Genomic DNA, 14484 nt, shown 5'->3' on the forward strand with positions numbered 1-14484 from the left:
GGTAGGTAAGCATTATGAAAAACGCAGTTCATTTTGGCGCAGGTAACATCGGTCGTGGTTTCATCGGCAAACTCTTAGCTGACGCAGAAGTCGAAGTAACGTTTGCAGACGTGGACGCTCCGCTCGTCGATCAACTTAGCCACAAACAAGAATACAAAGTAAAAGTCGTGGGCACCGAGTGCCAAATCGACACCGTTACCCACGTCACAGCGGTAAACTCAGCCAGTGAAGATGTGATTGATCGCATCGTCAAAACCGATTTAGTCACCACTGCGGTCGGTCCTAACGTATTAGACATCATCGCGAAAACCATCGCGAAAGGCATCGCCAAACGCTTTGAAGCTGGTAATGACGCGCCACTTAACATCATCGCGTGTGAAAACATGGTGCGTGGTACCACACACCTAAAAGGCGAAGTGTACAAACATCTGGATAAATCACTGCACGCAAAAGCAGACGAGTTAGTTGGCTTTGTTGATTCCGCTGTCGATCGCATCGTGCCACCAGCAGAAGCCGCCAACGATGACCCACTAGAAGTGACGGTAGAGAGTTTTAGCGAATGGATTGTCGATGAGCAACAGTTCAAAGGCGACATCCCAAACATTGCTGGCATGGAAAAGACCAACAACCTCATGGCCTTTGTCGAACGCAAGCTGTTCACCCTAAATACAGGCCACTGCATTACTGCTTATTTAGGTTGTTTGAAAGGCCACCGCACCATTCGTGAAGCGATTGAAGACCCAAGCATTCACGCTGAAGTAAAGCAAGCGATGCAGGAAAGTGGCGAAGTGCTGATCAAACGTTACGGCTTCGACCGTGACATGCACAACGCCTACATCGAGAAGATTTTAGGACGCTTTGCCAACCCATATTTGGTCGATGAAGTGGATCGCGTTGGACGCCAGCCAATCCGTAAATTGGGTGCAAACGATAGATTAGTGAAGCCATTACTCGGTACAATCGAGTATGGCACTGAAAATCAAACACTTTTGAAAGGTATCGCGGCGGCGTTAAAGTACACTAATGACACCGATCCGCAAGCGGTGGAGCTGCAAAGCTCATTAAAAGCCGTGGGCGTGAAGAAAACGCTAGCAACGTACACTGGTCTGGCTGAAGACAGTACAGAAGTGGCTCAAATCGAAGTGATTTACCACCAGTTTTAATCGAATCAAGGGGAGCTTAGCTCCCCCATAAATATAAGTTTAAATAGTTACTCACTATATGGCAGATAACATTAACGAAACCGAGATCCTTGAACGATTAAACAGCGCGCCATCGGTACGAGGCTTTTTTATTGCAGCTGTCGATGTGTTCAACGATTCAATCGACGGGCTAATACAACGGATCTTTCGTAAAGATAACTTCGCCGTGCAATCGGTGGTTGGTCCCCTACTGCAAGACTCCGGACCGCTGGGCGATCTCTCCGTGCGTTTGAAGCTCCTATTTGGCTTAGGCGTACTCCCAGACGATATTTATCATGATATTGAAGACATCATTAAGCTTAAAAACCGACTCAATAGCGATGCATCAGACTACGAATTCACTGACCCGAATATTCTAGAGCCAATCAAAAAGCTGCATCTGGTAAAGAAAATGGGCATGGTGCAATTAGAAGTCAACGAACCTGATGACGATATCGATCTTGAGTTTTATCAACTCCAACTTCAACGCCAGCAACAAATAATAAAGTCCGGTCTCTCGCTCGCCATTGTCGAGATCTGTAACGAACTGGGCAAAGACAGTCCTTTTTAACCCAATCTCCGGCAAGGAATGTCTTCCCTACTAACCTCTTTTCTTTGCGTATCCTTTCTGTATAACGTGCGTGAAAGCCATCACAGTCCATCTTCGTATGTCTCTGTAATATCAGACCAATCTATCGCTGGTATTGAAACGGTATGACATGCTTTCAATCGAAAACACTAAAACCAAGTGGGAATTTTTCCAGAAACACCATTGGGTATCTCCAGAATTTTCCCGCACTCCCGTACTCGAGTCGTGGGAGCGTTGCATAAAGCAATGCAGCCCTTATACCTGGTCAAAACCACATATTGCCTCTGGCTTTACCTTCTCATCTCTGATGAAACGCAACGAACATCTCATCGAGTGCGCTACCACCGTACTTGAAGACACTTATGACATGCTAGGGGACGAAGACCTGCTATTGATGGTGACCGATGGCAACGGCTGCGTTCTCTCCGTTGTGGGCCACGACTCAATACAACAAGAGATGCAGGCGCTCGGCATTAAACAAGGCTGTTTTCTGTCTGAAGGGAAAATTGGCACGAATGCGGTCAATCTCTGTATCAGCACTCACATCCCGTGTGAAGTTTTTGCAGCAGAACATTTCAATCGCCACTTACACCCTTATGCCTCTGTAGCAGCACCTGTTTTCGACCAATTTGGCAAGTTACGCGGCACAACATGCCTTTTCAAAAAAGCCGAGCGCTATAAGAAAGAAAACTTAGTCATCATCGCGTCGAGTGCGAAAGAAGTCAGTTTGCAAATCCATATTCAGTCGGAACAAGAAAACATTAACCGCCTCACTTGTGCGCACAACGCAACGCTAGAATGCATGGATGACGGCCTTCTGGCCTGGGATGAAGAAAATCGTATCACCATGGTAAATCATCAATCAGAACGCTTGTTAAACATTGAAGCCAGTCAGGTCTTGGAGAAAGAAGTCTTTTCTGTTTTACGTTTCCCGCCGAATGTCCTCAATAGTATTGAGTCGGGGGCAAGCATCAACCGTAAGCTCACAACGGTAGAGGTTCGTGGCGAGTTTGTTGAAGCGATCATCACCTTGCGTCCTCTCAACGACGGTACACACTTATTATTTTTGCATCCCATCGATAAAATTCGCGAACTTGCTCAGCAGCAAATTGGTGGCAGTGCGCGCTATACGTTCAGTACCTTGCCCGTCATTTCACGAAAAATGAAACACGTCATTACCGTGGCAAAACGGGCCATAAAGTCCAAGTCACCGATTCTAATTACGGGTGAAGAAGGCGTAGGAAAAGCCACTCTCGCCATGGCGATTCATAATGAAAGCGCCTACAAAGAAGGGCCGTTCATTACGCTTAACTGCCGCTCCATCAATACAGAGCAACTGGTCAAAGAAACCCTGGGATACGACGAAGGACAAGGCATGCCTTCTAAGTTTGAACTCGCCCATGGCGGTACGCTCTTTTTAGAAAAGGTGGAATATCTGTCGCCCGATTTACAAGCCGTGTTACTTAAGTTGTTAAAAACTGGGCTCGTCAGCCGCAGTGACAGTTTGCGCTTGATCCCCGTAGACTTTCAACTTATTACCAGCACCGCTTCAGAAATCAGCGAGTATGTCACTCAGCGCTCATTTGGCCGGCAACTTTATTATGAAATCTCTTCGAACGAGCTGCATATTCCGCCACTGAGAAAGCGTAAAGAAGACATTGAATTTCTCGTCCAGCAGCTTATCAGCCATTATGAACGCCGCCACAATGTGACGATCTCGATAGAGCCAGTCGCACTGGAAGCGTTGATGAATTTTCGTTGGTCAGGCAATAACTCCGAATTAAGAAACCGAACTGAGCGAATTTTGCTTAACCGCAGTGCGAACTTAATCAAGCTGAACGATATTCCTGAAGACATTAAACTGAATTCCCGCCATACCGCAGAAAATACGCCGGTGATCACGCTAGAAGAAGCCGAGAGAAGAGCCATCGTCCAAGCTTGGAATCAGTGTGATGGCAAAATGCATGATATGGCGAAAGCATTGCAAATTGGCCGCACGACCCTATGGAGAAAAATTAATAAGTTTGGACTGCAGGAACAAATGAAGTTGTATTAAGCCAAAATGTGAGTATCCAACCAAACGCAAAACCGGCGCAAGCACGCCGGTATACATGTACTAACGGCAAAGGTATCGGTTAAACATCGACAGACAACTGACGAATCTGCGCTTTTAGTCCCGGTAGCAGACTCGCACTGGCGCTGAATTTTCGTAACCCCACACGAAGCAATGTTTCTGTGGCATTTGGATCGCCTGCCATCTCCCCACACATACTGACCGGAATGCCCGCGCGATCGCCTGCGGCACACGTGAGTTCAATGGCTTTTAGTACCGATGGTTCAAAGTAGTTCACCAATTCGGCAACGGCGGCGTTGCCTCGATCGGCGGCCATAACATATTGAGTCAAATCATTGGTGCCAATCGAGAAAAAATCGACTTCTTGCGCTAACGCATCAGCATTCAACACCGCGGCTGGTACCTCAATCATAATACCGACAGGCAAGTGAGCCACATCTAAGCCGAGTTGGTTTGCTTGATGCGCCAACAGCGCTTTTACTTTTCTCACTTCTTCAACCTGAGCCACCATCGGTATCATCAATTGAATATTCGGTTGCTCGTGAAAGGCTCTCAGAATGGCTCGAAGTTGGGCAGTAAACAATGCCTCATGTTGAAGGCACAATCGCACCCCCCTCAAACCTAAAAATGGGTTGTCTTCTGCAGGCATAGGATAAGCGGCTAAAGGCTTATCGCCGCCAACATCTAGACTACGAATCGTAAGTGGCTTGTCACCAAGTGCGGCGGCGATATCACGATACACTTGGTATTGTGCTTCCTCAGTCGGCAACTCATCACTGTTTTGAAATAGAAACTCAGTCCGAAATAGACCAACCCCCTCAGCTCCTGATGTTAGCGCATCATCAATATCCTTCGGTCCACCAATATTGGCGAACACTGGAATATGGACGCCATCACAGGTGACCGCGGCTTGCTGAGCACTCGCTAATGCACTTTGTCGGGTGCTTTGCCACTCAATTTGCTGCGCTTCCAATTCCTGCTGTACGGCATCTGAAGGTGAGAACCATAAATGCCCTCGGAAGCCATCAATAGTCACCACTTGACCCGTACGCACAGCATCCAGACAGCCCTGAGCTTTAACGATGGCAGGAATCCCCATCGCACGAGCAAGAATCGCACTGTGAGAGGTTTTCCCTCCTTCACTCAAACAGATACCAAGCACTTTCGATTTATCAAGCCCGGCCACATCAGAAGGCATCAGGTCACGGGCCAACAAAATACTCGGTTGCTGAATGTCGATGGCATGAGGCGTTACGCCAGTCATTTCGACCATAACTTGGCGTGCGATATCATGCACATCAGCTTCGCGCTCCCGCATGTACTGACTTTCTGCCTGGCGAAACTCTTCGGCCAACGCTTGCAGTGATTCTACCCAAGCTTGCTCGGCTATCATGCCCGTTTGAATTCGCGCCTCGACCGATGCCCATAATTCTGGGTCACTGAGCATCATGCTATGAGCGGAAAATATTTCCCCTTTTGGCTGCTTCGCTTGCTCCTGTAAATGTTGAACAACCACGCCTATCGCACGCTTAACCCGTTCAATTTCATCTTGTTCACTGTGGAAATCACGTTCAGGCACGGCTGGCATTTCATGAGTAAAAAGAACAGCTGGAGCAGTAGCGATACCGTCATTGACTCGAATACCAACAACAGCACCTTCAATCTGATTCGGGGTCATATCATCGAGCAAGGTATCCGCGCTCTCTTCAGGTTCGATAATGCCGTGCTCAATCGCCTCTTTTTCTCCGAAGTGCTCATGAGCTAAGGCTTCGAATGCCTTAATTGCCTCACTAGATTGAGGTCCAAGTGCGCACAGGGTGATCGTCTCTTGGCTACGAACGCCAAGTTTCGCAATGCTGTTTAAGCTTTTCGCGTTTACCCGGCGCTCGCCTTTTTTCAACCATAGTTGGCAGTCAAAAGGTGCGAGTGCACCAACAATGGCCGCAGCGGGACGAGCATGTAATCCATGCGGATTTTGCACGACCCAATCAAATGTCCGCTCGTGTTCAAAGTTCTCTGATACTGGCGCTATCTCAGCCGATGTTAGTAGCTGATCACCAAGGTGCTCTCGTTTTACGCTTAACGCATTCTGTGCCTCTTCGACTACCGTCGATAAAGGTAGTCCGGCGGCAACAGCCACCGACGCCGCCATGGTCCCTTCAACAATAGGGGCCGAGATAAGGGTGATATTTTCCCTCACGTGATCATCCATCAGATCCAGCGCCATCTCCGTACTCAGCAACGCGCTGCCAAGATCCATCAACACCACAACCCCTTGTTGATCATGGACCTGCTCAATCGCTTCCATCACGGCAATGGCATCGGTTCCGATCGGGTTATCTGGGTCATCAATCCCCGCCGCAATCGCGAGCTTGACTTTGCCTTGCGTCATTTGGGTGGCGAGTTCGGCCACCCCTTCGGCAAGACGACGACTATGAGATACAACTACAATTCCCACCATCTTAATTACCTGCTATTGCCTGCTGTAGTGCTTTAATCATTAACAAAGAAGAGGTTGCACCGGGATCTTGGTGACCGATACTGCGTTCGCCTAGATAGCTTGCTCGCCCTTTTTTCGCCAACATTTCAATCGTGGCAACCGCGTTCGTTTCTGCTAGCTCAACCATTTCATTCAATAAATGATCGGCGCTCATGCCATTTTCTAACGACGCCTTCACACTAACTAAAACGGGTAACCAAACATCACACATGGTTTTATCACCCAGTTCTGCTTTACCACGAGACACCACACCATCCACACCGCTTTTTAGTGCATCCACTAACTCTTCAAACATTAGTTGCTCTCGGGTTCCAACAGCGGCAGCGGTGCGAATAAATAACGTGCCATACAGCGGGCCACTTGCCCCACCGACACTAGAAAGCAAGGTCATGCCGGTATTCTTGAGAATACTGCCGATGTTTTGGTCCGCAACTTGAGGCAGTTTTTCCGCGACTTTTTTAAAGCCACGGTTCATATTGAGACCGTGGTCGGCGTCACCAATATCACGATCAAGGTCGGTCAGAAAATCTTGATTCTCTTGGTACGTTTTCGCACATAGCTCTAACCAGTGAACGATATGTTGTTTTTCAATTTGCATGTGTGCTCCCCCCTGTTACCACTTGATCGCGGCCGTATCGACAGGAGCATCAAACAGCTCCAACATCTCTTTATCTGCTTTCAGCAACGTAATTGAAACGCCTTCCATATCGAGTGACGTACAGAAGTTACCGACCCTATTACGCACGATACGGAACCCCGCTTGCTCGCAATTATGAGCAAGACGGCGGTACACGCCGTAAAGCTCTGAAGTTGGCGTACCGCCCATACCATTCACCATCACAATGTAGTCGTGTTCAGCGGCGAAAGGCTCAATGCGGGATTCCACTTCATCCCATTCACCTTCGTCACGATTCCAAATACGCAAAGTGCGCTGATAAGGCGTGTTTTCAGCAACTTCAGCAAACATCGCATCCACTAACGTATCGACGTCGGTGTATTTCACTCGCTTGATACCTGGTTCACCATGGATACCAACACCAAACTCCACTTCATCATCTTCCAGAACAAAAGATGGTTTACCCGCCGCAGGCACAACACAAGCATTAAGCGCCACGCCAAATGAACGACAGTGATTATTAACGCGACGAGCCAGCGCTTCACATTGCTCCAACGAATAACCTTTGCTGGCGGCAGCCCCAACTAACTTCTCGACCAATACCGTTCCAGCAACGCCACGGCGACCAGCAGTGTACAGGCTATCTTTTACCGCCACATCGTCATCCACCAACACCGACCCAACTTTGATGCCATCGGTATGAAGCAGCTCCACGGCCGTTTCAAAGTTCAACACATCACCGGTGTAGTTTTTAATGATAAACAGCACTCCCTCACCGGTATTCACTTGGTTACCACACTCGTACATTTGATCCGGCGTTGGTGAAGTAAACACCTCACCAGGACAAGCGCCCGTCAGCATGCCTTTACCAATAAAACCTGCGTGTAAAGGTTCATGACCACAGCCACCACCAGAAACCAGTGCCACTTGCCCCGGCGTTTCCTCATGCCACATGTAACGAGGTTCGTAGTTGGCTTTTAGCTCAGGGCGGGACAGCGCCAGACCTTCCATTTGCTGCAATACCACATCATCGACTTGGTTAATTAATTTTTTCATCGTTCTATCTCATTCCATTTATATTTTTATGTAGGGTATGAATTCATCTTAAACAGAGAAAATATGTGCTCAACAAAAATCAATCCGTTTCATATTGAAACGACTTTGCTGATATATTTGTTTCAATATGAAACAAAAAACGACAAATACGCCTGAATAGTGATCGGCGCCATAAAGCATGGTGATGCTTATTACTTCTGGCAGTCGGTTTGACACAGAGGTCATAAAAGCACGAAACAAACCAGAGATATCCTTCACCACTTCCCTCACCAAACCTAATATAAACCTTATCGCTACAATGGATTTTCATTGCAGTCCAAAACACACATAAAAGGTTAAAGGTTTGAATTATGGACAAAATTATTATCAGCCCAAGCAAATACGTCCAAGGTGAACAAGTACTTACATCTATCGCTCACTATGTGAAAGCATTGGGTGAACGTCCGTTAGTGATTGCCGATGAGTTCGTGACTAATCTGGTGGGTGATGACGTCAAACAAAGCTTTGCTGACCAAAAGCTTCCGCTCACCATGAACATTTTTCATGGCGAATGTTCGCGCGTTGAGATTGAACGCATCACGGACATTTGTGCGACACAAAAACACGATGTCATTGTCGGTATCGGTGGCGGTAAAACGTTAGACACTGCAAAGGCCGTTGCGTTTTACACCCAAATTCCTGTCGTGGTGGTTCCTACCATCGCCTCGACGGATGCGCCAACGTCAGCACTTGCGGTGATATACACACCAGAAGGTGAATTTGCGGAATACTTGATGATCCCTAAAAACCCAGACATGGTCATCATGGATACGTCTGTCATCGCTAAAGCCCCAGTTCGTCTACTGGTATCGGGGATGGGCGATGCGCTCTCCACCTACTTTGAAGCTCGTGCCAACATGACTTCTGGTAAGGCAACAATGGCCGGTGGTTTAGCGACACGTTCAGCGCAAGCGCTTGCGAAGCTCTGTTATGAAACCTTGCTTGAAGATGGTGTAAAAGCAAAAGCTGCGGTAGAAAATGGGGTGAGCACCAAAGCGGTAGAAAATATTATTGAAGCCAATACATACCTAAGCGGTATCGGTTTTGAAAGCAGTGGTCTGGCGGGGGCTCACGCTATTCATAACGGCTTAACCAAGCTCGAAGAGTGTCACCATCTCTATCATGGTGAGAAAGTCGCGTTCGGCACGCTGGTTCAATTGGTGCTAGAAAACGCAGCGATGGAAGAGATTAATACGGTTCTCGCCTTCTGCCGCTCTGTAGGCTTACCAACCAACCTCTTTGATATGGGCGTAAAAGAGCTTAACCACGCGAAGTTGCGCGAGGTCGCCGAAGCCTCAACGGCCGAGGGAGAAACCATCCACAACATGCCATTCCCAGTGACGGCAGAAAATGTCTACTCTGCGATTCTAACCGCTCACCAACTGGGTCAATGACCCACATAACTTCAAACGAGTTTGAGTCCCCAAAGGCAAGCCAAGGCTTGTCTTTTATCTTTCCGTTGATTCAAACCCGAGGCAAGAGCAGTTGTTATCACGTATCCTAAATATTCCCATCGCTTTCGTGGTTCCAAACAAAAAAAGCGGCACATACTCTCGCATGTGCCGCTTGTGATTTGAGATTTAAGTGTGATTACTCAACCGTTACCGCTTTGGCTAGGTTACGTGGTTGGTCTACGTCCGTACCTTTGATCAGCGCGACGTAGTAAGACAGCAACTGCATTGGGATGGTGTAGTAGATCGGCGCGGTGATTTCGCTAACGTGAGGCATGGTGATGATCTTCATCGTTTCATCGCCTTCAAAGCCAGCGTCTGCATCTGCAAATACGTACAGTAGGCCACCACGCGCGCGTACTTCTTCCACGTTTGATTTTAGTTTCTCAAGCAAATCGTTGCTTGGCGCAACCACAACCACAGGCATATCAGCATCAATCAGCGCAAGGGGACCATGTTTTAGTTCACCCGCCGCGTACGCTTCTGCATGGATGTAAGAGATCTCTTTCAGTTTTAGAGACGCTTCCATTGCGATTGGGTAGAACTCACCACGACCTAGGAACAGCGTATGATGCTTGTCCGCGAAATCTGTTGCTAGTGCTTCAATGTCTTTCTCGAAAGAAAGCGCCGCATTGATTTGCTTAGGAAGTGCATGCAGTGCTTCTACAATCTCTTTCTCTTTCTCTTTGCTGATACGACCTTGCTGCTTACCAAGCGCCGTTACCAGCATTAAGAGTGCAGAAAGCTGAGTCGTGAACGCTTTGGTTGAAGCCACACCAATTTCGACGCCCGCGCGAGTCATGAACGCAAAATCAGATTCACGAACCAAAGAAGAACCCGCTACGTTACAGATGGTCATTGCCGCCATGTAACCTTTTTCTTTCGCTAGGCGAAGTGCCGCTAGCGTATCTGCCGTTTCGCCAGACTGAGATAGCGTGATCAGAAGGCTATTTGGACGCGTCACAAACTTGCGGTAACGGAACTCAGAGGCGATTTCTACGTCGCAGCTCACCCTTGCGATGTCTTCAAACCAGTAACGCGCTGTCATACCCGCGTTGTAAGACGTACCACACGCGACGATTTGTACGTGCTCTACTTTGCTTAAAATGTCTGCCGCATGCACACCAATCGCGTCAGTCACAACAGAATCTGTTGTGATACGGCCTTCCATCGTGTTGATCAGCGCTTTAGGTTGCTCATAGATTTCTTTTTGCATGAAGTGACGGTATTGGCCTTTATCGCCCGCATCATGTTCTGCATTAGATTCTACGATTTCACGCTCAACCAGCTCGCCCGTTGCGTCAAAGACAGTAACTTCACGGCGAGTGATTTCTGCCACATCACCTTCTTCTAGGTACATGAAACGGCGTGTTACGTTCAGTAGCGCAAGTTGGTCAGAAGCCAGGAAGTTTTCACCGACACCAAAACCGATCACAATTGGGCTACCTGAACGTGCCACCACAATGCGAGATGGGTCTTTACGATCAAGTGCTACCGTACCGTAGGCACCTTCTAGTTGCTTAGCCGTCTTTTGTACCGCTTCTAATAATGTTCCAGAAGTACGCAACTCCCACTCAATCATATGTGCGATAACTTCTGTATCCGTTTGAGATTCAAACACGTAACCACGAGATTGAAGCAATTCACGAAGCTCTTCGTGGTTTTCGATAATGCCGTTATGTACCACAGCAATGTCGCCAGACATGTGTGGGTGTGCATTGACTTCAGATGGTTCACCGTGCGTCGCCCAACGAGTGTGCGCAATACCAGTACCGCCAAGCACTTTTGCTTTTTCTACTGCATCAGCCAGTTCTTGTACTTTACCCAAGCGACGAACGCGCGTTAGGTTTGACTCGCCATCAACAACCGCAACGCCAGCTGAGTCGTAACCGCGGTACTCTAAACGGCGTAGACCTTCAACCAAAATTTCTGCAACATCTCGCTGTGCGACTGCACCTACGATTCCACACATGTGTTTATCTCCGTTTGTAGTTTTGTTCTTCCCTAGCCATGATTTCTAATAGAGGCAGCAAGCAAAGGCCTGTATTTAGCGGGAAGTAAAATATGTAACTGTTATACCCAAGTACCTTAAGGCTACTTGGGTATACGTCATTAGATTAAGCGCAAATGACTTTCACGCCATGCTGTTCAATTTGTAACTTATGTTCAGATTGCACTTCAGCGTCTGTCACTAGGACATCGATTTGATTCCAAGCCAGCTCTAAGTTGGGGATCTTACGACCGACCTTTTCTGATTCAACCATCACGACGACTTCACGTGACACTTCTGCCATGACCTTGCTTAAGCCAATTAACTCGTTAAACGTGGTCGTCCCGCGCTCCAAATCAACACCATCGGCACCAATAAAAAGTTGGTCAAAATCATAAGCTCTTAATACAGACTCGGCGACTTTGCCTTGGAAGGACTCTGAGTGCATATCCCACGTACCACCTGTCATCAGTAGAGTCGGTTCGCTTTCTAATTCGTTGAGGGCATTGGCAACGTGCAGCGAGTTGGTCATCACCACTAAGCCACGTTTATCATTCAATTGCTGAATTAGTGCCGCCGTCGTACTGCCACTGTCGATCACGATGCGGTTATGGTCACGGATCAGTGAAGCAGCCGCTTTTGCTAAATTTAACTTTCGAGTCGAAACATTAGAGCTCAATTCTTCATGAATCACTTCCTTCGGGATCGCAATCGCACCGCCGTAACGACGTAAAAGTTGTCCATTTTTTTCTAAAGAAGCGAGATCCTTTCTAATCGTGACTTCTGAGGTTTCAAATTTCTGAGCCAATTCATCAACGCTGACTTCTCCCAGTTCAAAAACCAAGTTAGAAATGGCGTGTCTTCTTAATTGAGTATTTCGTTTCGACATTTATGTTTTGATTTTAAGTTTCGAAGTGAAACTTATTATAGTCAAAACGAAACTTTTAAGTCTATTTATTTCGATACAAAAAATTAATATTTCTCGATAAAACCTTGTCCTAAGACAATTCTTAAACAGTGATATTGGATTCATTCAGTGGTAGAATTCGCCACCGAAAAGAAAAAAAATTACAGAATTGACGGCTATTTAATTGCAACTTTCTGCATATAAAGTGGGATTGATCACAAAAAGATAGCCAAAATCGCCGATCTTTTAGTCATAAAATGACTAAACTTGGTGAAAGACTTTCAGAATCTGAAGTGCTAATAATGAGGCGGAAATCGGTGGGTGGCAGGCACTAAATGTCATCAAGAGCGCCCTAACTTCAGAATAAATAATCGACTTTAAAATTGTAACTATACTTACCGGAGAGTATCTTCCATGAAAAAGACCAAAATCGTATGTACGATTGGCCCTAAAACTGAATCTGTAGAGAAGCTAACTGAACTAGTAAACGCAGGCATGAATGTAATGCGTCTGAACTTCTCTCACGGTGACTTCGAAGAGCACGGCACTCGTATCGCGAACTTCCGCAAAGTAATGGAAGCGACAGGCAAACAACTAGCAATCCTTCTTGATACTAAAGGCCCAGAAATCCGCACTATCAAGCTAGAAGACGGCAACGATGTTGATCTAGTCGCTGGTCAAGAATTTACTTTCACAACTGACACTTCAGTTGTCGGTAACAAAGACAAAGTTGCAGTAACTTACGCTGGTTTCGCAGCAGACCTAAACGTGGGTAACACTATCCTAGTCGACGACGGTCTAATCGAGATGGAAGTGATCTCTAAGACTGAAACAGAAGTTAAATGTAAAGTTCTTAACAACGGCGCACTAGGTGAAAACAAAGGTGTTAACCTTCCTGGCGTTTCTGTAAACCTACCGGCTCTATCTGAAAAAGATAAAAACGACCTTAAATTCGGTTGTGAGCAAGGCGTTGACTTCGTTGCAGCTTCTTTCATCCGTAAAGCATCAGACGTTCAAGAAATCCGTGACGTTTTAGCAGCAAATGGCGGCGAGAGCATCCACATCATCTCTAAGATCGAAAACCAAGAAGGTGTTGATAACTTTGATGAGATCCTTGAGCTTTCTGACGGCATCATGGTTGCTCGTGGTGACCTAGGCGTTGAAATCCCAGCAGAAGAAGTCATCTTCGCTCAGAAAATGATGATCGAGAAGTGTAACCGTGCTCGTAAGATGGTTATCACGGCAACTCAAATGCTTGACTCTATGATCAACAACCCACGTCCTACTCGTGCAGAAGCAGGCGACGTTGCTAACGCTGTCATGGACGGGACTGACGCAGTGATGCTTTCTGGTGAAACGGCGAAAGGTAAGTACCCTGTTGAAGCTGTGAAAATCATGGCTCAAATCGCAACTCGTACAGATTCAGCCCTTAAAGCGGAACTAGGCTCTCGCCTAGACAGCCCACGTCTACGTATCACTGAAGCAGTATGTAAAAGCGCAGTAGACACCGCTGAGAAACTTGCGGCTCCGCTGATCGTTGTGGCCACTGAAGGTGGTAAGTCTGCTCGTTCAGTCCGTAAGTACTTCCCAACCGCAAACATCCTTGCACTTACAACCAATGAGAAGACAGCGGCTCAGCTAGTGCTAACTAAAGGTGTAACCCCTGTTGTTGTTGATTCAATCGCAAACACTGACGCGTTCTACGTTACAGGTAAAGAGCTAGCGCTAGAGTCGGGTCTAGGTAACAAAGGCGATATCGTCGTTATGGTTTCTGGTGCTCTAGTCGCTTCAGGTACGACGAACACGACTTCAGTACACGTGCTATAAGATTGTTAATTCTGTTATCAATCCAATAAAAAAGAGGGCTTACGCCCTCTTTTTTTACATCACTCTTTTACTTCGTATTGATCACTCAGTATGACTTCTTATCGCCTAACTGCTCAACCTAACCTGTAAAACCACTCGAACGACGTTGGCTTTTCGCTATAAAAAAGCTTGATTGTAGAGTCACTCTTTATCGAAAATGTCTCTTTTCCTCAACCATTTCCTACGCTATCTCGGATGTTTCTTGTCATATGAGG

General features: G+C 47.0%; 10 protein-coding genes. 5 read left to right on the forward strand and 5 right to left on the reverse strand.

Annotated elements, in window-relative coordinates:
- Positions 1–14: 14 nt before the first annotated feature.
- The 3 genes from ATG66_RS17990 to dhaR all read left to right on the forward strand — a co-directional run bounded on the left by ATG66_RS17990 (position 15) and on the right by dhaR (position 3826).
- Positions 15–1163 carry a mannitol-1-phosphate 5-dehydrogenase gene (locus ATG66_RS17990; RefSeq protein WP_098416592.1) on the forward strand — a complete coding sequence of 383 codons (1149 nt, stop codon included), beginning with the start codon at positions 15–17 and terminating at the stop codon, positions 1161–1163.
- 58 nt (positions 1164–1221) lie between these two features.
- Positions 1222–1752 (forward strand): MltR family transcriptional regulator, encoded by a 531-nt coding sequence (locus ATG66_RS17995; RefSeq protein WP_098416593.1) that lies wholly within the window; start codon positions 1222–1224, stop codon positions 1750–1752.
- Between the two features lie 148 nt (positions 1753–1900).
- On the forward strand, positions 1901–3826 hold the full coding sequence (dhaR, locus tag ATG66_RS18000; RefSeq protein ID WP_098416594.1) for a dihydroxyacetone kinase operon transcriptional regulator DhaR: 1926 nt from the start codon (positions 1901–1903) through the stop codon (positions 3824–3826).
- A gap of 79 nt (positions 3827–3905) precedes the next feature.
- On the opposite strand, the gene ptsP is transcribed toward dhaR, so the two are convergent.
- From ptsP to dhaK, 3 genes are read right to left on the reverse strand one after another with little or no spacing between them, the layout of a single operon-like run.
- On the reverse strand, positions 3906–6305 hold the full coding sequence (gene ptsP, locus ATG66_RS18005) for a phosphoenolpyruvate--protein phosphotransferase (protein ID WP_098416595.1): 2400 nt from the start codon (positions 6303–6305) through the stop codon (positions 3906–3908).
- A 1-nt stretch (position 6306) separates the two neighbouring features.
- Positions 6307–6942, reverse strand: coding sequence for a dihydroxyacetone kinase subunit DhaL (dhaL, locus tag ATG66_RS18010; RefSeq protein WP_098416596.1), 636 nt, complete (start codon positions 6940–6942; stop codon positions 6307–6309).
- 15 nt (positions 6943–6957) lie between these two features.
- Positions 6958–8016: a dihydroxyacetone kinase subunit DhaK gene (gene dhaK / locus ATG66_RS18015; RefSeq protein ID WP_098416597.1), complete on the reverse strand. Its 1059-nt coding sequence runs from the start codon at positions 8014–8016 to the stop codon at positions 6958–6960.
- A gap of 350 nt (positions 8017–8366) precedes the next feature.
- Here dhaK and ATG66_RS18020 point away from each other — a divergent pair, with 350 nt between their 5' ends.
- Positions 8367–9449 (forward strand): glycerol dehydrogenase, encoded by a 1083-nt coding sequence (locus ATG66_RS18020; RefSeq protein ID WP_098416598.1) that lies wholly within the window; start codon positions 8367–8369, stop codon positions 9447–9449.
- Between the two features lie 196 nt (positions 9450–9645).
- Here ATG66_RS18020 and glmS read toward each other — a convergent pair whose 3' ends face one another.
- Together glmS and ATG66_RS18030 are read right to left on the reverse strand one after the other, a co-directional pair.
- Complete coding sequence (gene glmS, locus ATG66_RS18025) at positions 9646–11478, reverse strand: glutamine--fructose-6-phosphate transaminase (isomerizing) (protein WP_098416599.1); 1833 nt, start codon at positions 11476–11478, stop codon at positions 9646–9648.
- A 145-nt stretch (positions 11479–11623) separates the two neighbouring features.
- Entirely contained in the window at positions 11624–12385 is a 762-nt protein-coding gene (locus ATG66_RS18030; protein ID WP_098416600.1) for a DeoR/GlpR family DNA-binding transcription regulator, read from the reverse strand.
- Positions 12386–12817: 432 nt separating this feature from the next.
- On the opposite strand from ATG66_RS18030, the gene pykF reads away from it, so the two are divergent.
- The gene (gene pykF, locus ATG66_RS18035; protein ID WP_098416601.1) at positions 12818–14230 is read left to right on the forward strand and encodes a pyruvate kinase PykF; all 1413 of its coding nucleotides are present in this window, start codon (positions 12818–12820) and stop codon (positions 14228–14230) included.
- The last annotated feature ends 254 nt before the right edge of the window (positions 14231–14484 follow it).

It is taken from the genome of Vibrio sp. ES.051 (genome assembly GCF_002563795.1).
In the GTDB taxonomy this organism is placed as follows: Bacteria; Pseudomonadota; Gammaproteobacteria; order Enterobacterales; family Vibrionaceae; genus Vibrio.